Origin of the sequence: Polymorphospora sp. A560 (assembly GCF_045781765.1) — a bacterium.
GTDB classification, from domain to species: domain Bacteria; phylum Actinomycetota; class Actinomycetes; order Mycobacteriales; family Micromonosporaceae; genus Polymorphospora; species Polymorphospora lycopeni.
Genome location: NZ_CP122282.1, coordinates 7,198,502 through 7,223,097 on the forward strand (window position 1 = coordinate 7,198,502; position 24,596 = coordinate 7,223,097).

The following is a 24,596-nucleotide window of genomic DNA, read 5'->3' on the forward strand; positions in this document are numbered from 1 at the left end:
CTGATCTCCTTCAGGCCAGGGTGAGTATGTAGGCGACCCGCTGGGCGGGATCGATCTCGACCTTCTGCGTACGGCCCCAGAGCCACCGCCGCCGGTCGACCTCGTCGAGCAGTTCGTGGTCGGTGCCGTCGGCCGGCACCGGGGTGCGGCGGTCGAGGGCGTACGGGTCCAGGGCGCGGGGGTCGAGGGTCAGCACGCCCCGCTCGACGGCGTACGGGTTGAGCGTGACGACGCAGATCACGGTGTCCCCGGTCGCCGGATCGATCTTCGAGTAGGCGATCAGGGCGTCGTTGTCGACGTCGTGGAACCGCAACGTCCGGAGCTGGTGCAGGGCCGGGTGCGCCCGGCGGATCCGGTTCAGCGTGGTCAGCCACGGCTCCAGCGACCGGCCGGCGGCCCGGGCGGCGGCGAAGTCCCGGGCCCGCACCTGGAACTTGTCGGAGTCCAGGTGTTCCTCGCTGCCCGGCCGCCGCGCGGCGTCCTCGAACAGTTCGTAGCCGGTGCAGATCCCCCAGCTCGGCGAGAGGGTGGCGGCCAGCGTGGCCCGGATCGCGAACATCGCCGGCCCGCCCTGTTGCAGGTGTGCGGGCAGCACGTCGTGGGTGGTCGGCCAGAGGTTGGGGCGCAGGCCGGCGTCGAGTGCGACCAGTTCCTCGCCGAACTGGACCAGCTCCTCCTTCGTGGTCCGCCAGGTGAAGTAGGTGTACGTCTGGCTGAATCCGATCCGGGACAGCCCGCGCTGCACGGCGGGCCGGGTGAACGCCTCGGCCAGGAAGAGCACGTCCGGGTACGCCGCCTTGGTGTGCCAGATCAGCCGGGCCCAGAAGTCGACCGGCTTGGTGTGCGGGTTGTCGACCCGGAAGATCCGCACACCGCGGTCGATCCAGTGCCGCAGCACCCGGAAGATCTCGGCGAAGAGCCCTTCGGGGTCGTTGTCGAAGTTCAGCGGATAGATGTCCTGCCACCGGCGCGGCGGGTTCTCGGCACACGCGATCGAGCCGTCCGGCCGGGTGGTGAACCACTCCGGATGCGTGGTGACCCACGGGTGGTCGGGCGCGCAGTGCAGGGCGAGGTCCATCGCCACCTCCAGCCCCAGTTCCCCGGCCCGGGACACGTACGCGTCGAAGTCGGCCAGGGTGCCCAGCCGCGGCGCGATGCTGTCGTGGCCGCCGTCGGCCGACCCGATCGCCCACGGGCACCCCGGTTCGCCGGGCTGCGCGGTCGGGCTGTTGTTGCGGCCCTTGCGGGCCACCGTGCCGATCGGGTGCACCGGCGTGAGGTAGACGACGTCGAACCCCATTCCGGCGATCCGGGGCAGGTCGGCCAGTGCCGTGCGCAGGGTGCCGTGGACCGGCTCGCCGTCGCTGCCGAGCCCGCCCGTCGACCGGGGGAAGACCTGGTACCAGGCGCTGAACTGGGCGCGGGGCCGGTCGACGTACACCGGGCAGTCGGTGCCGGTGGTGATCAGCTCACGGGTCGGATAGCGGTCGACGACGGCGCGGACCTCGGCACCGAGGGCGGCCGAGATCCGTTCGGCCGGTTCGCGGCCGGTGTCGCGCAGCAGCCCGGCGGCGTCGGCGCAGGTCCCGGCCGCCAGCGGGTCGCGGTCGGCGTGCGCCCGGCCGGCGACCGTGTCCAGCAGCCGGGCGCCGAGTTCGAGGTCGTTGGCGAGTTCGGCGGGCGGCAGGTCGGCCGCCGTCTTCGCCCGTACGGCCCGGCACCAGTCGAGCCACGGGTCGTGCCACGCCTCGACGTGGAAGCCGGCCCGGCCGACCCGGTCCGGCACGACGGTCGTCGTCCAGGTGTCCCGGCCGGCGTCGAGCACGGCCATCGGGACCCGGACCGGGGCGGCGTCGCCGGGGCCGCGCCAGACCGCGGCGACGGACAGCACGCTGTGTCCCTCGCGCCAGACGGTGGCCCGCAGCGACAGGTACTCCCCCACGACCGCCTTGGCGGGGTGCCGGCCGCCGTCCACGACCGGCGCGACCGCCTCGATCACGATCCGGGCGGTCATCGTGGACCGGTCCGGACGAGCACCCGTACGCCGAAACCGTCGACGTCGACATCGGGCGACGGACCGACGTATCCGGGGTCGAGCGCGTCGGCCCACCGCCCGCCGGTGTCCAGCGCGACCCGGCGCGGCTCGTCGGCGGTGTTCAGCACCACGACCACCTCCTCGTCGCCGTGCCGGCGGCTGAACACGTAGCCGCCGGGCCCGTCCGGGTCGGACCAGCGGACGGCCTGATCGCCCCGGCGCAGCGCGACGAACCGGCGCCGTACGTCGGCGAGCCGCCGGGTCCAGCGGAACATCGCCGAGGAGGTGTCGAACCGGTCGCCGGCCGAACTCGCCGAGACGAAGCGGCCGGCGGCGAACATGTCCTCGCGGTTGCGCGGCGCCGCCCGGTCGGCCGAGCACTCCCGCTCCAGCCGCCGGGTGGGCTGGCGGAAGCCCTGCTCGGTGCCGTAGTAGAGCATCGGGATACCGATCGAGAACATCAGGAACGCCAGCGCCACCCGCAGCCGGCCGTCGGGTTCGCCGTCACGCAGGAACCGGTAGACGTCGTGGTTGTCGATGAACCGGACCAGCCGGGGCAGGTGCGGACCGAAGGCGTCGGCGGCGGTCGCCAGGCTGTCGGCCAGGTCGCGGGCGGGTGCGGCGCCGTGCAGCGCCCAACTCTGCCGGCGGTACTCGGGATAGTTGTAGGCACTGTCGAACCCGAGCGCGAGGCTGTCGACGATCGGGCCGTCGGCGGTGCTGGAGTATTCGCCGAGGACGAGGAAGTTGTGCTTGCCCATCGTGGCGGCGTACCGCTTGAGGTCGGCGGTCAACTCGCGGACGAAGTCCGGGTCGAGGTGGCGGATGGCGTCGAGGCGTACCCCGTCGGCGTCGGTCTCCCGCAGCCACCATCGGGCGACCCGCAGGAGCAGCGCCCTGGTGGCCGGGTTCTCGGTGGCCAGGCGCCGGTAGCCGGGGGGAAAGTCGCCGAGCGCGGCGTGGTCGGGGTCCTTCCAGTCGGCGATCTGGCCGCGCCGGGAGAAGTGCTCGGGTACGGCGAGTTCGACCGGCTTGAAGTCGGTGGTCCAGGCGCCGATCGGGGCCGGGTGGGCGGCGCCCTTCCAGCCGTCGTCGCCGCCCTCGTACTCGAAGATCCGGGCGGCGTGGTTGACGACCAGGTCGAGCACCACCCGGATGCCGTGCCGGTGCGCCGCGCCGACCAGTTCCCGCAGGTCGGCGAGGCTGCCGAGGTAGGGGTCGACGGCGAGCAGGTGCACCGGCGCGTAGCCGTGGTAGCTGTCCGGGGTGGTCCGGGTGACCGGCGACAGCAGCAGGGTGGTGACGCCGAGGTCGCGCAGGTAGTCCAGCCGGCTGGTGATGCCCGCGAGGTTGCCGCCGTGCCGGGAGTCGCCGTCGGCCGGGTCGCCGTACCCGACCGGTCGCGGCCCGGCCTCGAACCGGTCGACCAGGACCGAGTAGAGCACCTCGTCGCGCCAGTCGGCCGGCGACGGGTGGCCGGGTCCGGCGGGCCCGGCCGGGAGGCCGGCGAGCGAGTCGGGGGCCGGCTCGGGCGCCGGCCCGGTGCCGCCGGCCGGCGGCACCGGGGTGGCCCGGTCGTCGACGATCACCCGACGGCCTGACCGGTGCCGGCCGCACCGCGCAGCCGCCACACCCGCAGCGCCGGCCCGTCGCCGGGCAGGGTCACCGTTCCGTCCACAGGGGACACGTCGACCGCGTCGTGGAGACCGGTCAGCGGTGCGTCCAGCGGCAGCTCGATCGCACCGGTGGTCGACCGGACCGCGGCGACCAGCAGCGACTCCGTCGCGGTCTCGCGTACGAACACGATGGCGTCGGCACCGGTGTGCAGCCAGCGCAGGCCGCCGTCCCGCAGTGCCGGCTCGGTCGCCCGCAGCCGGATCAGGTCCTGGTACGACTTGAACAGCACGTCGTCGCGGTCCTCGGGGCGCTGCCACGGCATCGGGGTACGGGCGTGCTCGCCGTTGCGCCCGGTCAGCCCCCACTCGGCGCCGCCGCAGACCATCGGCGTGCCCGGCAGCGTCACCTGCAACCCCAGGCCGACCAGGTGCCGTTCGCGGGAGCCGGTGACGGTGCGGAACCGGGGCACGTCGTAGGAGTCCAGCAGCTGCCACGAGTGGACCAGCGACCGCCAGGAGACCTGGGCGGCGAAGGCCCGCATGGTCCGTACGACGCTCTCGCCGTCACGGCGGGGCACCCCACCGGGTACGCCGATGAAGTCGGGCAGGTCGAGCCCGTCGCCGCGCAGCCAGGTCCACACCGGACGGGTGAAGCCGGCGTGGTTCATCGTGCCCTGCCAGCCGTCGGCGTCGAGGTCGCCGGTGAAGTCGTGGGTGTGCTCGGCGATCAGCATCGCCTCCGGTGCCCGGGCCACGACCTCCCGGCGCAGGCTGGCACCGATCGCGAGGGTGTCCTCCTGGGCGCCGAACCGGCCGGTCATGTTGGCCACGTCGACCCGCCATCCGTCGTAGACGTCGAGCCAGCGGCGCATGACGGCGCCGACCCGCTCGTGGACCAGCGGGCTTCCCCAGTTCAGCTTCGGCAGGCTGGGTACGCCGTACCAGGCCTCGTAGCCGCCGTCGGCGTCGAAGTAGAACATCGACCGTTCCGGCGCGTCGGGGTCGGCCTGCGCGGCCTGGAACCACTCGTGGCCGTCGCCGCAGTGGTTGGTGGTGATGTCGCCGATCAGCCGCATCCCCCGGGCGTGCAGGGCGTCGGCCAGCCGGCGCAGCGCCGGGTCGCCGCCGACGAGCGGGTCGACCCGGTCGAAGCTGGTCGCGTTGTAGCGGTGGTTGGACCGGGCCGGGAAGACCGGCCGCAGGTAGATGGTGTTGGCGCCGAGTGCCTGGATGTGGTCGAGGTGTTCGACGATGCCGTCCAGGTCGCCGCCGAAGAACTGCAACGGCGTCTGCGGTCCCTGGTAGATCACCGCGTCGGTGTCCCAGTCGCAGGGGATCGCCCAGTCGGGCAGGGTCGCCGGGTCGAGCGGGCCGGCGGCCGCGGACCGGGCGAACCGGTCCGGGAACACCTCGTAGACGACGGCGTCGGCCATCCAGGCCGGCGGCGGGGCGTACGTGACCAGGCGAAAGTCCGTCCGGTCCGGCACGTCGTGGTCGACGACGCCGGCCGCGGTCAGCCAGAGCGGCGCCCCGGTGGCCCGTTCGAGATAGAAGCGGTAGCCGGTGACCGGGTTGTGCGCGGTCACCTCGACCTGCCACCAGGTGTCGTCGGCGCCGTAGCCACCCACCGTCGACCCGGTGCGCTCCGGGTCGACCGCCGCCGGGTGGAAGACCGGCTCACCGTTGACGACGACGCGGACGTGCACCATCGTGACGTCGGCGGCGGCCGGCACCCGTACCCGGACGGTCACGGTCCGGCCGAGGGCGGGCGCCGCGTCCGAGACGTACAGGGACGAGCCGTCGTGGTGCGGCAGGTGCAGCAACTGCATGGGGTTCCTTCGGCTTGTTCGTGGATTCGGCCGGGCCGGGTGGCACCGGACCGGTCAGTCGGCCAGCCGCCACACCTGGAAGGTGGGTCCGTCGCCGGGCAGTGGATCGCCGGGCGCCAGGTCGGGCGCTTGGCCGTAGATGTTGTCGGCGGCACCGATCCCGGGCAGCCGCAGCGGTTCGGGCACCGGTCGCCGGGTGGCCAGGACGAGGAGCCGGTCGTCGGCGGTCTCCCGCAGGTAGGCCAGCCGGTCGGCGCCGACGTGCAGGAGGCGCAGGCCGCCGTGGCGCAGCGCGGAATGCTTGCGGCGCAGTGCCAGCAGGTCGGTGTAGACGGCCAGCAGCCGGTGGTCCCAGCGCTCGCGGTCGTGCCACGGGACCGTACGGCGGCCGTCCTCCGGCCAACTGCCGGAAAGGCCCACCTCGTCGCCGTAGTAGACCATCGGGGTGCCGGGCAGCGTCGCCATCAGCCCGACCCCGACCTCGACCAGGCCGGCCGAACCGCCGGCCAGCGTGCGGAACCGGGGCGTGTCGTGCGAGTCCAGCAGCGACCAGGAGGTGGTCAGGCTGCGCCACGACATCCGGGCGGCGAAGGCCCGCATCGTCGCCACCATCGCCGTCGCCGGCAGGCGCGGCACCCCGACCGGTACGCCGAGGAACGGCAGCGGCTCGGTGGCCAGCCAGGTCCAGACCGGCCGGGTGAAGCCGGCGTAGTTCATGGTCCCGTGCCAGCCGCCGGCGTCGAGGTCGCCGGTGGCGTCGTGGGCGTTCTCGGCGAGCAACAGGGCATCCGGCCGGCTGCGGGTCATCGCTTCGAGGATGCCCCGGGCGACCTCGTGCGTGTTGTCCTCGGCGATCCGCCGGCCGGTGGTGTTGGCGACGTCGATCCGCCAGCCGTCGAGGCCGGCTTCGAGCCAGCGCCGGACGACCGAGTCGGGGCCGTCGAGGAACCGCCGGCGCAGTTCGGCCGAGGTCCAGTTGAGCTTCGGCATCCGCTTGACGCTGACCCAGGTCTCGTAGCCGAATTCGAGGTCGTCGTCGAAGTAGTAGAGGTCGCGGTGCCGGCCGGCGAGCGCGTCGCGGAACCAGTCGTGCCGGTCGCCGGTGTGGTTGGTGGTGAGATCGCCGATCACCCGCATCCCCCTGCGGTGGGCGGCGTCGGCGAGCCGGCGCAGCGCCGCGTCGCCGCCGAGCAGCGGGTCGACCCGGTCGAAGGTCGTCGGGCAGTAGCGGTGGTTGGCCGGGGCCGGGAAGAACGGGGTCAGGCAGATGGTGTCGGCGCCGACGGAGGCGATGTGGTCGAGCCGGTCCGCGATGCCGTCCAGGTCGCCGCCGTAGATCTCGCGGGGGCGGTCCGGCCCGTCTCCGGAGACCGGGTGGTCCCAGTCGCGGGCGACGGCCCAGTCCGGCAGTTGCCGGTCGGCGGCGGCGGCCGAGCGGGCGAACCGGTCCGGGAAGATCAGGTAGACGGCCGCGTCGGCCGCCCAGGCCGGTGGGGCGTGGCCGCAGACGATCCGGAAGTCGGTGTCGTCGCCGACGTCGTGCCCGAACACGCCGGCCGCGGTGAGCCAGCGGTAGCCGCCGGCCCCGTCGAGCAGGAACCGGTAGCGGGACACCGGGTTGCGCAGCGGCAGGCGGGCCCGGAACCAGCGTTCGCCGGTACGGGCGGCGGGCGGGCGGGCGTCGGTGGCGGCGACGAACCGGGGTTCCCGGTCGAAGGTCCAGCGGACCCAGACCCGTTCGACGCCGGAGTCGGCGGACGTCCGGACGTACACGTCGGTGGTGCCGCCGAGCGTCGGGGCGGGGTCGGGTACGTACAGCGCGGACCCGTCGTGGTGGATCATCGGCGTTTCCTCTGTGCGGTGCGGCCGGTGGCCGCCGCCGTTGCCGGGCGGCGGCCACCGGGTTGATCAGTACTGCCAGTTCGAGGTGGAGCTACCGGTGCCCGAGCACGGGACCGTGTAGCTGTGGTTGGCGCCGTTCTCCCAGGTCACCGCCCCTCCTGAGGTGATCTTCAGGAACTTGAACTGCACCGTCGAGCAGGCCGGCAGGCTGACCACGGTGTTCCAGTTCGGATAGTTCGGGGCCAGCATCGGGCCGATCGCCACGCTCTTGCTGGTCGACCAGTTGCCCAACTCGTGGATGCTGCCGGAGAGGTAGATGTTGTCGCCCCATCCGGTCGGTGAGGCGTTGTTGACGGTGAACTTCACCGGAATCTGTGCTCCCCCGACCACCTGCACCTGGTAGGCGTTGCTGGTGCCGCCCGACGTGGTGACGGTCACCGGCCGCAGGCCGGCGGTCACCCCGGCCGGTACGGTCGCCACGACCCGGTTCGGCGACCAGCTCACCGTCGTCGCGTTGACGCCGTTGACCTTGACGGTGCCGGTGGCGCCGAAGCCGCGCCCCTCGACAGTGATCTTGTTACCCGGCCGGGTCAGGGTCGGGCCGACACTGCCGACGGTCGGCGCGCTCGGCTCGGCCGCCTTGTACGACCACACCCCGACCTGGCCGGCGCCGAGACTGAACGGGGTCACCGGGTTGTTGCCACCGGTGCCGCTGCCGACCGTGATGCCGCCGGCGCCCATCAGGCCGGTGAGCTGGTCGGTGTAGCTGCCGGCCGGCAGTGCGGTGTTCAGCCCGGTGAGCGAGACCGCGCTGCCGCCCTTGTTGATCGCGGTCAGCACCACGTCGTTGAAGTAGCGGCGCTCGTAGACGTACACGTCGTTGTTGATCCAGCGGCTCTGGTGCGTGCCGAAGGACAGCGCCGGCTGGTTCTGCCGCAGCGTCGAGAGCTTGTTGATGAGCTGGTACGCCGTGGTGCCGGTGTTGAAGCCCGGCATCATCGGCCGGTTGTACGGGTCGCCGCCGCCGGCGGTGTTGTTGTGCAGGTACTGCTCGGTGCCGTAGTAGACGCACGGCGTACCGCGGACGGTCATCATGAAGGCGAGCGCCTGGTGCAGCCGGTTCTGGTTGTTGTTCAGCGTCAGGAACCGCGACATGTCGTGGTTGTCGACGAAGGTGACCAGGTTCTCCGGGTAGCGGTAGTCGGTCGCCGTCTTGCTGATCGCCGCGTCGAGGTTGTGCATCGAGACGTTGGAGCCGAACGTCTCGCGCATCGAGATGTTGAGGTAGAAGTCCAGCACCGAGATGCCGCTCTCGTTGGCGAAGCGGACGTTGTCGTCGTACAGCGGGTCGGTCTTGCTGCCGAGGTACCACTCACCGAACAGGAACGAGTCCTTGTTGGTCAGGAAGCGGTCGGCCATCGAGCGCTGCCAGCCGGACGTCATGTGCTTGACCGCGTCGACCCGTACGCCGTCGACGCCGCGGTTCATCCAGTAGTCGGCGGAGGTCTTGAGGTAGTTGTCGATCGTCGGGTGCTGCTGGTTGAGGTCGGCGAGGTCGGCCAGGTTCTTGTACTGGCTCTGGTAGCGGTCGTTGTAGTCGGTGATGCCGCCGTTGTGGTGGAAGTAGCCGTTGGTGTCGCCGGTCAGGCCACCCATCAGCGTGCCGTTGTCGTAGAGCCGGCCGTTCTCGGCGAAGCCCGGGTTGGACTCGTCCGCCGGCGAGGTGTGGTTCGGCGCCCAGTCCATGATCACCTTGATGCCCCGGGAGTGGGCGGCGGCGATCAGCGAGTCGAACTCGGCCAGGGTGCCGAAGTGCTCCTCGGTCTTCTTGAAGTCGCGGGTCCAGTAGCCGTGGTAGCCGGCGTTGGGCACCCCGCCGTACGTGGCGGCCACGTCGATGTTGTCGACGTGCGGCGAGATCCAGATCGAGGTGACGCCCAGCCCCTGGAGGTAGTCGAGCTTCTGCTGGATGCCGGCGAAGTCACCGCCCCAGTAGAGCTTCCAGTTGGACTTGCCCGCGTCGTAGAGGCCGGGGCTCTTGGCGGGGTTGTTGTTGCTCGCGTTGCCGTCGAAGAAGCGGTCGGTCGCGATCTGGTAGCAGAGGTCGGCCTTGAGGCTCGCCCGGTTGCTCACCGGGGCGTCGGCGCGGGCGACGCCGGCCGGGCCGACCGTGGCGACGGCCAGGCCGGCGATGAGTAGCGTGGCCACGCGCCATGATCGTCTTGACAAGGGGGGCTCCTTACTACAACTACGGGTGCTCGCCGAGCGGGATCACCGCTCGCTGTCGCACTGCTTGATCAGTTGGTCGGCGAGGTCTCCGGCCAACTCGTACAGCCGATGGGTGTCGTCGTCGGACAGGTGCGCGAAGCGTTGCCGGTTGGTCTCGGCGAAGACCGCGTGGGCGGCGGTGAGCCGCTCGCGGCCGAGCGGGGTCAGGGACACCGCGACCAGCCGCTGGTCGGTCGGGTCGGATCCGGTCCGGACCAGGCCGGCCTCGACGAGCCGCCGGACGAGTCGGGTGATGTTGCCGCGGGTGCAGAGCAGGAGATCGGCGAGCTGGCTGACCGACCGGCCGCCGCCGGTCGGGGCACCGGGGACGGCGTCGGGCGCGTCGTCTTCGAGCAGGCGCAGCAGGTTGTAGTGGGTCGGGGTGAGACCCACCGTCGCCAACGCCCGCCGGTCGCCGTCGTCCAGCAGTACGTAGATCCGCTGGAGCCGCTGGTAGAGCTCGGCGAGTCGGACGTCCGCGCTGGACAACATATACCTCCAGATCGAAGATTTTCGATTTGATTACTAGTCAACAAACCGATTGCTGCGAAAGTTACGCCCCCGAAACGTCCCGGGTCAACAGATTGCAGAAAGTTGGCGCAAGAACCTGCAAGACCTGCCGGGAACCGGATTGCCGCTTGCAGCTCCGGCTGACAGGATGCCGGCATGGCGCTCGTGGAGGCTCATCACCTGACGAAGACCTTCCGCCGGCCAGACAAGGCACCCGGCCTGCGCGGCTCGCTGACGCACCTCGTCCGCCGCCGATTCACCACGGTCCGGGCCGTCGACCGGGTCGACCTGTCGATCGAGGCCGGCGAGGCCGTCGCGTACGTGGGCCCGAACGGGGCCGGCAAGTCCACCACGATCAAGCTGCTCACCGGCATCGTCGAGCCGTCGTCCGGACGGGTACGGGTCGCCGGCCGCGATCCGCACCGCGAGCGGATCGCCAACGCACGACAGATCGGCGTCCTCTTCGGACAGCGCACGCAACTCTGGTGGGACCTGCCGGTCCGCGAGTCCCTGGCCCTGCTGCGCGACATGTACGACGTACCGGCGGCGACGTACCGCGAACGGCTGGCCCGGTTCGACGCGGTCCTCGCCCTCGACGAGATCATGCCGGTGGTCGCCCGGCGGCTCTCCCTGGGCCAGCGGATGCGTGCCGACCTGGCCTGCGCCCTGATCCACGGCCCCCGGGTCGTCTACCTCGACGAACCCACCATCGGGCTGGACATCGCGGTCAAGGACCGGGTCCGGCAGTTCCTGCGGGAACTGCGGGCCGACGGCACCACCCTGATGCTGACCACCCACGACCTCGGCGACATCGAGGACACCTGCGACCGAATAGTGATCATCGACCACGGGCGGGTCATCTACGACGGCACCCTGGAACAGGTCAAGGACACCTACGCCCGGCAGCGCAACGTCCACCTCCAGCTCGCCGGCGACGTCGCCCTGCCCGACCTGGCCGCCCGGTTCCCGGCCGCGGCCGTACACGCGGGCCCGAACCCCGGCGAGTTCACCGTGGCGTTCGACAAGGCGGCCCTGACCGTCGGGCAGATCCTCGCCGGGGTGATCCCGCTGGCCGAGGTCGTCGAGGTACGCATCGACGAGCCGGCGATCGAGGACGTGATCCGCAAGGTGTACGCCGGTGAGCTGATCCTCTCGCCCGCCCCGACCCCGTCGTGAGCGTCAAGGCGTACGCCCGCCTGGCGGGAACGACGGTCCGGGCCACCTTCGCCCACCGGATCAGCATCGGGCTCGGCACGATCGGCGTCATCTTCCAACTGGTCGCGATGGTGGCGCTGTGGACCGCGCTGCTCGCCGACGGCACGCGGATCGGCGGCTACTCGCTGCCGGAGATGAAGGGCTACCTGCTCGTCGGCTTCGCCACCGGGATCGTCGGCCGCGGGCTCGGCGAACATGTCATGGCCGAACGCATCCGCAGCGGCGCGGTCGCCCTCGACCTGGTCAAGCCGCTGGATTACCAGAAGATGCGGTTCGCCGAGGTGCTCGGCGGCCTCGTCATCGAACTCGCGGTGATCGTCGTCGTCGGCGCGGCCTTCGTCGCGCTGGCCGGACCGGTGCAGGCCCCGGTCCGCCCCGACCTGCTCCTGCTCAGCCTCGTCGCGGTCGTACCGATCAAGTTCCTGATCATCTACCTGAGCACGATGCTCTGCTTCTGGACCCAGAACTACCACGGGCTCGCCTGGACCCGCACCGCCCTGACCCAACTGCTCTCCGGTGCCCTGGTGCCGCTCGCCCTGCTGCCCGGCTGGCTGCAGACGACCGCGGCGGTGCTGCCGTTCGCCGCCATCACCTCCACCCCGGCGCTGATCTACACCGGCAAGGCGACCGGTACCGGGGCGCTGCTCCTGATCGGCTACCAGTTCCTGTGGGCGGCCGGCCTGTGGTTCCTGGCCCGGCTCGCCTGGCGGACCGCCGTACGCCAGCTCACCGTCCACGGAGGTTGACCATGCGCCTCGTCCGCGTCTACCGGCGCAGCCTCGGCGCCCACCTGCGCGCCGTACTGGAATACCAGTCGGACTTCTGGCTGCTGGTCACCGCCGGAATCGTCACGCAGTCGCTCGGCTTCATCTTCCTGTCCGCGGTGTTCGCCCGCGTACCCACCCTCAACGGCTGGCGGTTCGAGGAGACCGTGCTGATCTACGCCCTGGCCGGGCTGGCCCAGGCGGCGGTGCCGCTGTTCGCCGACGGCGCCTGGCTGCTCGGCTCGCTGGTGCACACCGGCGAACTCGACTACCGGCTGGTCCGGCCGTACCCACCGGTGTTGCAGGTGACCAGCCACCAGATCGGGTTCAGCGGGGCCGGCGACGCGGTCGGTGCCGGCGTGCTGCTGGTCTGGGCGCTGAGCCGGGTCGAGGTGCACTGGACGCCGGTGAAGGTGCTCCTCGGGCTGCTGATCCTGCTCGGGGCGGTCGTCATCCGCATCGCGATCACCGTGGCGACGAACGCCATCGCGTTCTGGATACCGTCGCCGAACCCGATGTTCGCCTCCGCCGTCTTCCAGATCGGCGAACTGGCCCGCTATCCGCTGACCATCTACGGATTCGGGCTGCGGGTCGTGCTGACCGGCCTGCTGCCGTTCGCCTTCACCGGGTTCCTGCCGGCCGCCTGGCTGCTCGACGAGGGCGGGGCGGCCTGGCTCGGCCTGGCCACCCCGGTCGTCGCGGTGCTCTGCGCCCTGGCCGCGTACGCCGTCTTCCAGCGCGGCCTACGCCGCTACGAAAGCGCCGGCCACTAGCGCTCCTCGGGCGGCGAGTCGTCCAGGTGTGAGTAGAGGTGGGCGACCGCCGTCGGGCCGGGTGCCTCGGTCAACCGCTCCAGCGACACCGGGCGGCCGTCCGGATCGGCCACCGGCAGCCGCCAGTTGGGGAACTCGTCGACCGTGCCGGGCAGGTTCTGCGGGCGCCGGTCGCCGACCAGGTCCGGCAGCCACACCCCGAGCAGCCGGGCCGGGGTGTGGGCCAGGAACCGGTGCAGGGCAAGGGTGTCCGCGTCCAGCCCCGGCACCCCGTCGGCAGCCGACCGGAGCCCACCGCGATCCAGTTCGGCGAGCCAGCCGTCCCGTTCGGCGGCCTCCTCGGCGGCGACCTCGGCCCGGTCGCGGGTCAGCAGGCCGAGCCGGTCGTGCAGGTCGACGTGGTCGCCGGCCAGCCAGGCGGCGGTGCTGGGCAGGTCGTGGGTGGTCAGCGTGGCCAGGCAGTCGGCCCGCCAGTCGGCGGCCGGCAGCGGCCCGCCACGCTCCTCGGACCCGCCCCGGTATTCGAAGCGCAGCACCGACGTGCCGAGGATGCGCCGGTCGGTCAACTCGTCGCGGACCCGCCGCTCGACCGTGCCGAGGTCCTCGCCGATCACCATCGCGCCGGCCCGGTGCGCTTCGAGCGCCAGTACGCCGAGCAGCGCCTCGTGGTCGTAGTGCACGTACGCCCCGGCGCGGGCCCCGGCCCCCTCGGGAATCCACCACAGCCGGAACAGCCCCATGATGTGGTCCAGCCGCAGCGCGCCGCAGTGCCGTAGTACGCCCCGCACCACCTCGGCGAACGGCTCGTACCCGGCCTCGGCGAGGGTGTCCGGCCGCCACGGCGGCAGCCCCCAGTCCTGGCCGCCGGCGTTGAAGTTGTCCGGCGGGCAGCCGATCGTGATGCCGCCGGCCAGGAAGCGTTGCAGCCGCCAGGCGTCGGCGCCCTCCGGGTCGACGCCGACGGCGAGGTCGTGGACCAGGCCGATCGCCATGCCGGCGCCGGTCGCGGCGGCCTGGGCGGCGGCCATCTGCTCGTCGACGAGCCAGTTGAGCCAGCGGTGGAAGTCGACCCGGTCGGCCAGGTCGCGGCGGACCCGGGCGACCGCCGGGCCGTCGGGCGTACGCAACCCGGCCGGCCAGGACCTCCACCGGCTGCCGTGCGCCTCGGCGAGCGCACACCAGGTGGCGTAGTCGGTGAGGCCGGCTCCCTGGCCGGCGACGTACGCGTCGTACGCCGCCTGCCGGGCCGCCGTACGCGGCACCCGGTGCAGCAGTTCCAGCGCCTCGCGTTTGAGCGCCCACACCGCCGCCCGGTCGATCAGCTCGTCGCGGTGCAGCACCGCTTCGGTGAGTGCCCGGCCCTGGACGGCGAGGGCGTCGACCTGCCCGCGCAGTGCCACGTACTCGGGGATCGCCTCGATCCGCAGGTTCATCGGGTCCGGAAACCGGCGGGTGCCCGGCCGGTACGGCGACGGGTCGGGCAGCGGTCCGGGCACGTACGCGTGCAACGGGTTGAGCAGGACGAACGACGCGCCGAGCCGGCCCGACCAGGTGGCCAGTCCGCTCAGGTCGCCCAGGTCGCCCATCCCCCACGAGCCCGCGGAGAGCACCGAGTAGATCTGGGCCAGCAGGCCCCACCGGCGGCGGTCCGGGGTGGCCAGCACGTCGGGCGCGACGATCAGCGGCGCGGTCACGCTCCGGCCGGCGACCTCGGCGTGCAGGGTGTGGTAGCCGAGCGGCAGGAGTCCGAGGTCGCCGGCCGGGTCGGCCACGTCGTGCCAGTCGCCGGTCTCGGTACGGACCCCGTATGCGGCCGCCGGCCACGCCGATTCGGCCCGCCGCCCCTGCCGGACGACGACGCAGGACGGCAGCGGCCGGTCCCGGCCGGTGTCCGGGGCCGGTCCGGCCGGGTCGACGCCGAGGGCGGCGAGCACCCGGCGCAGGTTCTCCGGGGCGACCGCGATCCGCTCGCCGCGGTCGGTGGCGTACTCGGGGGCGACGCCGTGCCGCCGGGCCAGTTCGGCCAGTGCCGTCATGTCTGCTCATTCCTCGCGGGCGCGGACCCGGTGGCGAGCAGGCGTTCGAGCACCACCGCCACCCCGTCCTCGTCGTTGGTCAGGGTGGTTTCGTCGGCCCGTTCCCGCAGGCTGCGGTGGCCGTTGGCCATGGCGACGCCGTACCCGGCCCAGTCGAGCATCGGGATGTCGTTGGGCATGTCGCCGAACGCGATGGTGTCGGCGGCGGTCAGGCCCCACCGCCGCGCGGCGTACACCAGTCCGGTCGCCTTGCTGATCCCGGCCGGGAGCAGCTCGACCAGCCGCGCGCCGGCGTGGGCGACGGTCAGCGCCGGGCCGCAGATCCGTTGGGCGACCGCGACGAGCGCCTCGTCGTCGTGGCCCGGGTGGCGGATCAGGATCTTCTCCACCGGCCCGGCCCACAGGTCGGCTTCGGTGACCAGCCGCCAGTCGGCGCCGGGCCGCCGGTCGAAGTCGGCGGTGGCCAGGAAACCCTCGGCGGCGACGGCGGCCAGGGCCAGCGTCCCGGTCTCCCGGCTGATCGCCTGGACCAGGGCCCGCGCCACCTCCCGGTCCAGGGTGCGGGTGAGCAGCAGCCGGTCGGCGTCGAAGTCGTAGACCTGGGCGCCCTGCCCGCAGATCGCGAGCCCCCGGTAGTCGAGCTGGGTGAGCAGCCGCCGGGTGCCGTACACCGGCCGGCCGGTGACGACCACGTGCCGGGCGCCGCCGGCGCGTACCGCGGCCAGGGTCCGCAGGGTCCGGGCCGAGAACGTCCGGTCGCTGCGCAGCAGGGTGCCGTCGAGGTCGGTGGCGACGATCCGGTACGGCAGTTCGGCGGTCACGGCGCCACCGGCGGTACGTCCCACGTGCTGCGGCCGGAGGCGAGCCGCAGCAGGAACACCGGTACGCCCGGGGTGTCCGCGACGGGCAGCACGATGCGGAAGGCCGGGCCGTCGGGTTCGAGCGGGCGCGGCCGACCGTCCGGGGTGACCAGGTCGACGCCGGCCGCCCCGACGGCCCCGTAGCGCAGCTCGTTGCCGTCGGGGTGCGGCAGCACCCGGCAGCGCGATCGCAGTGCGCCGGCCCGGGCGGTGTCGCCGAGCAGTTCGGCCAGTTCGAGGCAGCGGTCGAGGTCGCCCCGGTGTTCGGCCGCCGCGTGGAGCCGGCGCAGGGTGTCGGCGTCGACCGGCCCGCACCGCCGTACGGTTTCCAGGTCGGCGAACCCGATCGCGGCGGCCCGGATCGCCGCCCGGTGGGTCTGCCACCGCCGCCCGTCGATCCGGTCGAACCAGCCGTAGCCGGTCAGGTGCTGGACCGGCGCCGGCAGGGGGTCGCCGGCCAGCAGCCGGGCGAACCGGTCCAGCCGCCGGTCGGCGGCGCCGGCGTAGGTGAACGTACGCGCCAGCGCGGCGGCGTCGGCCGACAGCCGGTGGTAGCCGGCCGGGTCGGTCCGCCACAGCCGGGCGGCCTCGTGGACGCGGGCGGTCAGCGCGGCGGTCAGCCGGGGGTCGTCGGGGGTGAACGAGCGCGGCAGGTCGAAGCCGGGTGCGCGCCGGTAGTGCCGGGTCGACTCCTGGGCGGTCGCGATGGGCACCGCGCCGCACGCCATCGCCTGCCCCTGGGCGATCAGGAACGTGTCGAGTTCGTACTTGGACGGGAAGAGGCAGTAGTCGGCGGCGACCGCCTCGCCGAAGAACGTCTCCTCGTCGGCCATCGACCAGAAGAGCCGGACCCGGTCGGGGAAGCGGTCGGCGACCCGCTGGAAGTACGGCTCGCCGACGGGTGCGTCGCCGCCGGCCGCGGTCGCCATCCGGAGCAGGAAGTTGACCTCGGGGTCGGTGTCGAGCACGGCCTCGACCGCCCGGACCAGCTCCCACTGTCCTTTGTGGTGCACCGAGTAGCGGGCGACGTGGTAGAAGGTCGGCCGGGCCGGGTCGAGTCCCAGCCCGCCGAGCACCCGGGTCCGGTCGACGGTCCCGGGATCACGGTCGAGCCACGGCCGGGGCACCCCGCAGCCGCCGACGAACTGCTTCGCCGCGTTGTCCCGTACGACGCGGGCGACCGCGGTCCGGCGGAACGCCGCCTCGTACGGGGTGTCCCGGAACGTGGAGTAGAAGTCGCGCTGGCCCGGGGTCAGGAAGTCGATCCCGTCGCAGTGGTCGGCGATCAGGGCGAAGAGGCTCACGTGGTCGGCGCCCCGGCCCGCCGAGAGCCGGGTGTGCGGCAGGTGCCCCGCCCACGCCGTCGCCAGCGCCGCCGCGCGGACCGATTCCGGGTCGTCGGGTACGGCGACCGGGGCCGGCGGGTCGAGGTAGCGGTCGAGGTCCACCCTGGTGCCGAACATCGCCAGCAGCCGGGCCAGCTGCGGCCGGTAGACGCCGAGGTCGATCGGCATGTTGCTGGCGATCGTGGACACCACCCGGAAGCGCGGGTCGGCGGCGAGCACCGCCGGCAGCAGGTAGTGGTAGTACGGCTCGTACGCCTGCACCAGCACCGGCTCCCCGCCAGTGCCCTCCCCATCGGTGCCGTGGCCGGCGGCCTCGCCGCCGTCGCCGAACCGGCGCAGCAGGAACCGCAGCGCGGCGAGCTGGAAGACCAGTGGCTTGAAGAAGGCCGGATCGGTGCCCTCGCTCGTCGCGGCCGGATAGATCCGTTCCGGGAGCAGGTCGAGCTGGTCGTTGCCGAGCAGGTAGACGTCGACGCCCTCGTGCCGGAGCAGGTGGGCCCGGGTGGTCACGGTGCGGTCCCCCGGCGGGTCCGGCCACACCGCCGGGTCGGGCACCAGCGGCACCGGATGCTCGTCGTGGTGGTCCAACTCGGTCACGTCGTAGCGGGCGGCGAGATGGTCGAGCCGGCCGTGGGTCGGGGTGACGACCGAGACCCGGTGTCCCCGGTCGACGAACTCCCGGGCCAGTTGCCAGACCAGCGGCGCCAGCCCGCCGCGCATCATCCGTACGTCGAAGCCGAGCGCCTCGAACGCGACCTTCACGACGTGCACGGCACCCCCCGGGCGTCGAGCAGGTCGCGGATGCCCTCGTCGACACCGCGTACCCGCAGCCCGTGCACTTCGAGGAAGCCGGCCAGGCGGGTGCTGGTCAGGCAGGTGTTGACCGGCCGCGAGGCATACCGGGTGCGGGCCAGCGGCACCCGGACCACCAGCCCGGCCGGTACGCCGAGACCGGCCGCGATCCGGTCCGCCCAGTCGGCCCGGTTGATCCGGTCCGGCCCGCCCAGATGCAGCAGGTCCGGCGTGCCGCCGGCGAGGGCGGCGACGGTGACCGCCGCGACGTCGTCGACCGGCACCGGCGTCGTCCACTGCCCGTCCGGCACCTCGACCGGCTCGCCAGCCCGCAACGCGTACGCGCACTTGGCGAAGAAGTTGAGCCACTTGCCGGTGCCGGCCGGCTCCCAGCCGTAGACGAGACTGACCCGCAACACGGTGCCGGCCCCGCCGAGCGCCCGCTCGGCCCGCAGCTTGGCCCGGCCGTACGCGTTGGCCGGGGCGACCGGGGTGGCCTCGTCGTTGCCGGGTGCGTGGCCGTCGAAGACGTTGTCGGTCGAGATCAGCACCAGCCGGCGGCCGGCGGTGGTGGCGGCCAGGTTGGCGGCGGCGGTCTCGTGCAGCCGGGCCGCCCGGTCGGGTTCCGCCTCGCACCAGGTGACGTCGGACGGCCCGTGTACGGCGACGACGCCGTCCGGGGCGACCCGGTCGACCACCTCGGCGCAGGCCACCGGGTCGGTGACGTCCAGGCGTATCCACCGGGGATCCGGGTGCCCGGTGGATCGGGCGGGCGGCCGCCGGGAGGCGAGCACGGCGCTCCCGCCGAGTTCGGCGACCCGCCGCGAGACGGCTCGCCCCACGAACCCACTCCCGACGATCAGAACCCGCACACCACACCCCCCGGCCCGTCCCCACTCTCGTCCGCCGCGCCACTCTCCCCCGCCGCCCTCTCCCCCGCGATCTTGCGGTTGTCTCCCCCTTCTGTCCCGTTTTGGGCGACGACAAGTGCAAGATCGCGGGGAAGGAGGGCGGCGGGGGGACGGGGGGTGGGGAGGGTGTGGGTCAGGAGGCGGCCGGCGCCGATCAGACCGTGGTCGTCGTCGGGCTCGCCGAGCACCACCATCCCGTCGATCTCCGCCGGGGTCAGGCCGAAGCAGCCGGCCCGGTGCAGCGCCTCGGTGAGCAGGGCGGCGTACCGGGGGCCGACGGCGAGCGCGAAGCCGCCGATGATGACGTACCGCCGCACCCCGATCGAGGCGAAGACCGCGGTGATCGCGGTCGCCAGGTGCCGCAGCCCGGCGCGCAGCACGCCGGTGGCGAACGGGTCATCCGCCCGCACCGCCGCGGCCAGCGCCACCGCGTCCACCTCCGCCCCGGCCAGCACCGAGCCGCCGTAGCCCACCGGATCGGCGACCGCTGCGCGCCGGGCGGCGGCGACGGCGCCCCGACCGGAGGCGACCGCACCGAGATGGCCCCGGCCCCCGCAGTCGCACGGCATCGCGTCCGGCGCCGGATCGCACGTCCAGTGGCCGAGTTCGCCGCCGTGCCCGTCGGGATGCAGCAGCACCTCGCCGGCCCGGAAGACCTTGTTGCCGATCCCCGAACTCACCGTGATCAGGCAGAACGCCTCCTGGTCGGCTCCCCCGACGTACCGCCAGGCGGCGGCGGTGAGGTCGTTGACCACGGTCACCGGCCGGCCGAGCCGCTCCCGCAGCAGGTCGCGAAGGGGCAGCGGATCACCGCGCCGGCCCCACACGGTCGGCGCGGCCGTCACCCGCCCGGCGGCGTCGATCGGCCCGGCGAACGCGACCGCGAGACGCCGCGCCCCGTGCCGGGCCAGGGCCGCCCCGGCGATGTCGACCAGTTGCCCGACGACCCGGCGCTGCAACACCGGCACCGGTTCACCCGGATACCGGTCCATGCCCTCGGTCGGCATCCGCCGTACGTCGTCCACCCGGTCGGTGTCGCTGTCGTAGCGTCCCACCCGCAGCGTGGTGCCGCCGACGTCCACGACGGTGTACGCGGTCACCCTGCCACGTCCTGTGTGGACGACGCTTCGACCAGCTGCACGGAGCCGTCCTCCAGCACGATCGCCGAATCGAGGCGGGCTCCGGGCGGGACCACCGCGCCGGGCAGCAGGATGCTGTGCCGTACCACCGCGCCGGCGCCCACCCGCGCCCCCGGAAAGACCACACACCGGTCCAGTTCGCCGTGGTTGACCAGGTCGCCGGGTACGACGCTACGGCTGATCCCCGGCGCGGCCGGCACCAGCGCGCGGCCCACCGCCGGGGCGACCACCCACGGCATCGTGTCCACCGGCATCGACGGCGGGTCGTCGACCAGGGCCAGGTGGGCCCGGTGGTAGCGCTCGACGGTGCCGATGTCCGCCCAGTAGCCGGGCACCTCGTGCCCCCGGATCTCCTCGCCGGCGGCGAGCATGGCCGGGATGACGTCACGGCTGATGTCGTGCTGCCAGCCGGTGCCGTCGAGCAGTTCCAGGTAGTGGTGCAGGACCTTGGCGTCGAAGACGCAGAAGGCGGCGAAGACGAGGTCACTGGTCGGCTCGGCCGGTTTCTCCACGAAGGACACCAGCCGGTCGGCGGCGTCGAACTCGACCATCCCGAACAGGTGCACGTAGCGACGCTCGATCCGCTGGTACGACACGGTGAGCGCGGCACCGCACGCCCGGTGCGCGGCGATCATCGGGCCGTAGTCGAAGCGGTAGACGTGGTCGGCGTGCTGCACCAGCACCTCGGTCACGTCCGGTTCGAACAGGTACGGCGCCTTGCGGATCAGCGCGTCGGCGGTGCCCCGCTCCGGCGGTCCGCTGACCGGTTCCAGTTCGGCCGGCGGCCCGTCGCGGTACGCGTCGTCGTACGGGCCGAAGTGCACCCGGAAGCCGGGCCGCCACCAGGTGTGCCGCAGGTCGTCCATGAGCTGCCGTTCGGCGTACTGGGACAGCAGCAGGACCCGGTCCAGCCCGGACGCCCGGGCGTTGGCGAGGGAGAAGTCGATCAGCCGGCCGGCGCCGCCGAACGGCACCAGCGGCTTGAGCCGTCCGGTCCCGAGCCGGCCCATCCGGCGCCCCTCGCCGCCGGCGAGCAGCGCGGCCCGTACCCCGCCGGTCATCGGGGCACCGCCCCACCGGCCGGCACCCGGTCCCAGGTCGCCCGGCCGCTGCGCAGGGTGAGCAGCAGGTGCAGTTCGCCGGCACCGGCCGGCACCGGGCCGCCGAAACCCTCCCCGTCGGGTTCCAGCCGAACCACGGTGGGCCGGCCGCGTTCCGGCGCGGCCAGGTCGGGTACGACCAGTTCGACCCGTTCGGCGTGGGCCAGCCGGTAGCTGATCCGGCCGTCGGAGACCGTGCACCGCCCGGCCAGCCGCGCACCGAGCCGCCGCGCCAGCTCGGGATGGTCGTCGGCGGCCAGGTCGACGCAGCGGGCGCAGCGGCCGAAGTCGGCGCGTTCCCAGGCCCGCTCGAAGAGTTCGGTCAGCGCGGCGGCGGTCAGCGGTGCGCAGCGCCGGTAGGCGTCTGCGTCGCCCAGCCGAAGGGCCGCGTCGGCGACCGACCTGTCCGTCCACGCGTCGTCGGGCAGCAGGTCGAACCAGCCGTGCCGCAGCAGCCGTTCCGTCGTCAGGACCGGTTCGTGTCCGGCCCACAGCGGTTCGAACGCGGCCAGGTGGGCGCGGGCCGCCCGGTCCCAGGTGAACTCCCGCGCCCGGTCGACGGCGTTGCGGGACAACCGCTCGTACTCCTCCGGCCGCTGGTGCCAGAGCCGTACGGCCCGCCGGATCCGGTCGGCGAGGGCGTCGACGAGCAGCGGGTCGTCCTCGTAGAAGGACCGGTTGACGGCGAAGCCGGTGGCTGTCGCGGCGTCCGGCCCGTCGACCGGGTCGGCGACGTGCCCGAAGTGCGCCATGCCGAGCTGGGCGGTGGCGATCGGCACGGCACCGGTCGCCATCGCCTCACCCTGGGCGATCAGGAACGTGTCCATCTCGAACTTCGACGGGAAGAGGCAGAAGTCGGCGCTGGTGGCGTAGCGGACGAGCTGGTCGTCGTCGACCCGCCACCACTGGAGGTGGACCCGGCCCGGGTGCTTCGCCACCACCTCGTGGAAGAGCGGGTCGGGGATGCCGGCGTCGCTGAGGCAGCGCAGGACGAAGTTGGCGGCCGTACCGTCGGTCAGCACCCGGTCGACGGCCCTGATCAGCTCGACCTGGCCCTTGTGGTTGACCGCGTAGCGGGCGTTGTGGAAGAACGTCGGCAGCGCCGGGTCGAGGCCCAGTTCGGCGAGTACGGCGGACCGGTCGACGGCGGGCAGCTCGCCGCGTACCCAGTTGTCGCCGACCGCGCAGCCGCCGACGAACTGCTTGTGCGCGTTGCGGCGGACCGTCTCGGCGACCGGCAGCAGGGTGAAAAGCTGCGCGAACGGGGTGTCGGCGAAGTCGGTGTAGAAGTCGCGCTGGCCGGGCGACAGGAAGTCGACCAGGTCGGCGTGCTCGGCGACCAGGTCGTAGATCCGGACGTGGTCGCGCGGGTATTCGTAGTGCAGGTGGGTGAGCTGCTGGTACTGGCTCATCGCGACCACGTGCGCGGACCGGTCCGCCGCCGGCTCGTCGGCACCGGGCACCGCCCCGGGCGGCACGTCGAGAAATTCCAGCAGCCGTTCCACCTCCGGCCGCCACAGCGACTTGCCGATCGGCATGTTGCTCTGCACCGTGCTGACCACGTGCTTCGTCGGGTCGGCCGCGAACGCCGCCGGCATCAGGTAGTGGTAGTACGGCTCGTGGGCGTGCACGATCGCCCGCTCGCCGGCGAACCGGTGCCGGATGAACCGTACGGCGGCCACCTGGTAGGCCAGCGGCTTGAAGAAGACCAGGTCCCGCCCCTTGGTCTCGTACGCCGGGTAGAACCGGTCCGGAAGCTGGTCGAGCAGTTCGTTGGAGAGGAAGTAGAGGTCGACGCCGCCCAGCCGGAGCAGGTGCGCGGTGGTCCGCAGCGGGACGTCGACCCGGGCCGGGAACCGTTCCCCCCACGTCCTCGGCTCCAGCGGGATCGGCAGCTCGTACTCGTCGACGTGGTCGAGCGTCTCGACGTCGTGCAGCCGGCGCAGGTCGTCGAGGCGGCCGTGGGCCGGGGTGACGATCGAGACCCGCTGGCCGAGCCGGGTCAGCGCGCTCGACAACTGCCACAGGTAGACCGACGTGCCGCCCTGGATGAACCGGTGGTCGAACCCTCCGCATTCGAAGTACGTCTCGATGACGTGCATGCTCACCCTTCCCCGGTCGCCGGCCGCAGCGTCTCCAGCGCGTGCCGCAGATTGATCGCCGCGTGGTACGGCATGTCGTGCGCGTACGCGTAGTCGAGTTCGTGGACCAGCCGGCGCAGCCGGAACATCCGCCAGGCGGGTTGCCGCTCGGGTTCGGTGCCTGGATCGGCGTACCCGGCGATCAGCAGCCGCCGGACCCGCCGGGCCCAGAGCTGCGCCGCCGCCTGCGACCGGCGCAGGACGGCCAGCCGGTCGGCGGTCCAGCCGGCGGTGTCCGGCCGGTGCCCGGCGGTGAGCAGCAGCGCCGTACGGCAGGTCTCGTCGCCGTCGGTGTCGAGGTCGAGGGCGGCCTGGTGGGCGAACTCGTCGGCGGTGAAGATCTCCAGCCCGCGCAGCAGCGACACCAGGTCCTGCCAGGGTGACTGGTCGGCGTGGTCCGGGTCGGCGGGGTCGACCGCCGGGGTGGACAGGTCGATCAGGCACATCCGCCAGCCGGCGCCGGTCTCGGCCCGCAGGAAGTGCGACAGGTGCAGGTCGCCGTGGGTGGCGCCGGACGGCCAGCTTCCGGGCGCCGCCGTGGCCTGCCGGGCGAGTTCGTCGGCGAGGGCGGCGGCGACGGCGGCGCGTACCGGCCCGGGGTGCCGGTCGTCGGCGAGGATCAGCGGGTTGAGCCGGGCCACCCGGGCGGCGGTCTCGGCCACGAAGCGTTCCGCCGGGAAGTCCGGGGCCGGGCCGAGCCGGGCCGCCAGTTCGTCGTGGAAGGCACGCAGGAAGCGGCCGGCCTCGGGCAGCCGGTCGACCAGGCCGCGCTGCACGGTGTCGACCGCGTCGGCGACCCCGGCACCGTCGGCGAGCAGCGGCCACATCGCCCGGATGCTGTGCCGCAGCGGCAGGTCGAGCCCGTCGCCGTCGGCGTACGCGTAGACGACGCCGAGCGGCAGCCGCCGGCCGGTGTCGCGGTCCACGTAGTGGTAGTCGCCGACCCAGCGCTGGGTCCGCCCGCCGGGGCCCATCAGCCGCATCATCCTGGGTTCCCGGGTGCCGGCCGACAGCCGCCGGTACGCCTTGTGCACGTGCGCCGCCCCACCGAGGTCCACGAGGGACAGTGCGTTGGAGGACCAGCCGGGGGCGAACGGCAACCCGCCCCGGTACGGCGGCGGCGTGCCGTCGAACTCGACGACGTTGCCGGCGGCGGTCGGCAGCCGCAGCCCGTCCCGCAGCGCCCGGACGACGGCCCGGTCATGGTCGTCGGTACGGGTCGCCTCCCGCCCGGGATCGGCGTCGAGCACGGGTACGAAGTAGCGGCCGGAGCCGACCTCGGGCGCGACGACCAGCAGCCGGGACGACCCCAGCACCGCCTGGTCGAGCACCCGGAACGGGCCCGGGCGTAGTTGTTCGTCCAGCCACGGCGCCGTACGCAGCAGGGCGGTGACGTCGGCGGGGATGTCGGTACGCATC

The 24,596-nt window shown here is 73.0% G+C and carries 17 protein-coding genes; 3 read left to right on the forward strand and 14 right to left on the reverse strand.

Translation table 11 applies throughout. The features are described from left to right. Nucleotides 1-10 precede the first annotated feature (10 nt). From QCD66_RS32390 to QCD66_RS32415, 6 genes are all read right to left on the reverse strand, one after another. Nucleotides 11-2,014 carry a maltotransferase domain-containing protein gene (locus tag QCD66_RS32390; RefSeq protein WP_407566909.1) on the reverse strand — a complete coding sequence of 668 codons (2,004 nt, stop codon included), beginning with the start codon at nt 2,012-2,014 and terminating at the stop codon, nt 11-13. Further along, nucleotides 2,011-3,624, reverse strand: a complete 1,614-nt coding sequence (locus QCD66_RS32395; protein ID WP_407566910.1) for an alpha-amylase family glycosyl hydrolase — start codon at nt 3,622-3,624, stop codon at nt 2,011-2,013. The genes QCD66_RS32390 and QCD66_RS32395 overlap by 4 nt, the downstream gene beginning before the upstream one ends. Beyond that, nucleotides 3,621-5,480 carry a glycoside hydrolase family 13 protein gene (locus QCD66_RS32400; RefSeq protein WP_375735408.1) on the reverse strand — a complete coding sequence of 620 codons (1,860 nt, stop codon included), beginning with the start codon at nt 5,478-5,480 and terminating at the stop codon, nt 3,621-3,623. The genes QCD66_RS32395 and QCD66_RS32400 overlap by 4 nt, the downstream gene beginning before the upstream one ends. 54 nt (nt 5,481-5,534) lie before the next feature. After that, a complete protein-coding gene (locus tag QCD66_RS32405) occupies nt 5,535-7,322 on the reverse strand; it encodes a glycoside hydrolase family 13 protein (RefSeq protein ID WP_375735407.1) in 1,788 nt (595 codons plus the stop codon). Nucleotides 7,323-7,388: 66 nt separating this feature from the next. After that, on the reverse strand, nt 7,389-9,530 hold the full coding sequence (locus QCD66_RS32410) for an alpha-amylase family glycosyl hydrolase (RefSeq protein WP_364211736.1): 2,142 nt from the start codon (nt 9,528-9,530) through the stop codon (nt 7,389-7,391). 63 nt (nt 9,531-9,593) lie between these two features. Next, nucleotides 9,594-10,082, reverse strand: coding sequence for a MarR family winged helix-turn-helix transcriptional regulator (locus QCD66_RS32415; protein ID WP_375735404.1), 489 nt, complete (start codon nt 10,080-10,082; stop codon nt 9,594-9,596). 174 nt (nt 10,083-10,256) lie between these two features. On the opposite strand from QCD66_RS32415, the gene QCD66_RS32420 reads away from it, so the two are divergent. From QCD66_RS32420 to QCD66_RS32430, 3 genes are read left to right on the forward strand one after another with little or no spacing between them, the layout of a single operon-like run. Continuing rightward, nucleotides 10,257-11,276 (forward strand): ATP-binding cassette domain-containing protein, encoded by a 1,020-nt coding sequence (locus QCD66_RS32420; protein WP_375735403.1) that lies wholly within the window; start codon nt 10,257-10,259, stop codon nt 11,274-11,276. After that, entirely contained in the window at nt 11,273-12,061 is a 789-nt protein-coding gene (locus tag QCD66_RS32425) for an ABC-2 family transporter protein (RefSeq protein WP_364211727.1), read from the forward strand. Before QCD66_RS32420 ends, QCD66_RS32425 begins: the two co-directional genes overlap by 4 nt. Before the next feature lie 2 nt (nt 12,062-12,063). Then, entirely contained in the window at nt 12,064-12,852 is a 789-nt protein-coding gene (locus QCD66_RS32430) for an ABC-2 family transporter protein (RefSeq protein ID WP_364211724.1), read from the forward strand. Here QCD66_RS32430 and malQ read toward each other — a convergent pair. The 8 genes from malQ to QCD66_RS32470 are packed head-to-tail and all read right to left on the reverse strand — an operon-like array spanning nt 12,849 to nt 24,595. Beyond that, a complete protein-coding gene (gene malQ / locus QCD66_RS32435; RefSeq protein ID WP_375735402.1) occupies nt 12,849-14,888 on the reverse strand; it encodes a 4-alpha-glucanotransferase in 2,040 nt (679 codons plus the stop codon). The genes QCD66_RS32430 and malQ overlap by 4 nt on opposite strands. Beyond that, complete coding sequence (locus tag QCD66_RS32440) at nt 14,885-15,733, reverse strand: HAD family hydrolase (protein ID WP_407566911.1); 849 nt, start codon at nt 15,731-15,733, stop codon at nt 14,885-14,887. Before QCD66_RS32440 ends, malQ begins: the two co-directional genes overlap by 4 nt. Then, on the reverse strand, nt 15,706-17,856 hold the full coding sequence (locus tag QCD66_RS32445; protein WP_375735400.1) for a glycogen/starch synthase: 2,151 nt from the start codon (nt 17,854-17,856) through the stop codon (nt 15,706-15,708). The genes QCD66_RS32440 and QCD66_RS32445 overlap by 28 nt, the downstream gene beginning before the upstream one ends. Then, nucleotides 17,853-18,728 (reverse strand): SDR family oxidoreductase, encoded by an 876-nt coding sequence (locus tag QCD66_RS32450; protein ID WP_375735399.1) that lies wholly within the window; start codon nt 18,726-18,728, stop codon nt 17,853-17,855. The genes QCD66_RS32445 and QCD66_RS32450 overlap by 4 nt, the downstream gene beginning before the upstream one ends. Nucleotides 18,729-18,745: 17 nt before the next feature. Beyond that, nucleotides 18,746-19,897, reverse strand: a complete 1,152-nt coding sequence (locus tag QCD66_RS32455) for an ROK family protein (protein ID WP_375735398.1) — start codon at nt 19,895-19,897, stop codon at nt 18,746-18,748. Continuing rightward, on the reverse strand, nt 19,894-20,997 hold the full coding sequence (locus tag QCD66_RS32460; protein ID WP_375735397.1) for a sugar phosphate nucleotidyltransferase: 1,104 nt from the start codon (nt 20,995-20,997) through the stop codon (nt 19,894-19,896). Before QCD66_RS32460 ends, QCD66_RS32455 begins: the two co-directional genes overlap by 4 nt. Then, entirely contained in the window at nt 20,994-23,138 is a 2,145-nt protein-coding gene (locus QCD66_RS32465; protein ID WP_375735410.1) for a glycogen/starch synthase, read from the reverse strand. Before QCD66_RS32465 ends, QCD66_RS32460 begins: the two co-directional genes overlap by 4 nt. A gap of 2 nt (nt 23,139-23,140) precedes the next feature. Then, the gene (locus QCD66_RS32470) at nt 23,141-24,595 is read right to left on the reverse strand and encodes a hypothetical protein (RefSeq protein WP_375735396.1); all 1,455 of its coding nucleotides are present in this window, start codon (nt 24,593-24,595) and stop codon (nt 23,141-23,143) included. Nucleotide 24,596 lies beyond the last annotated feature (1 nt).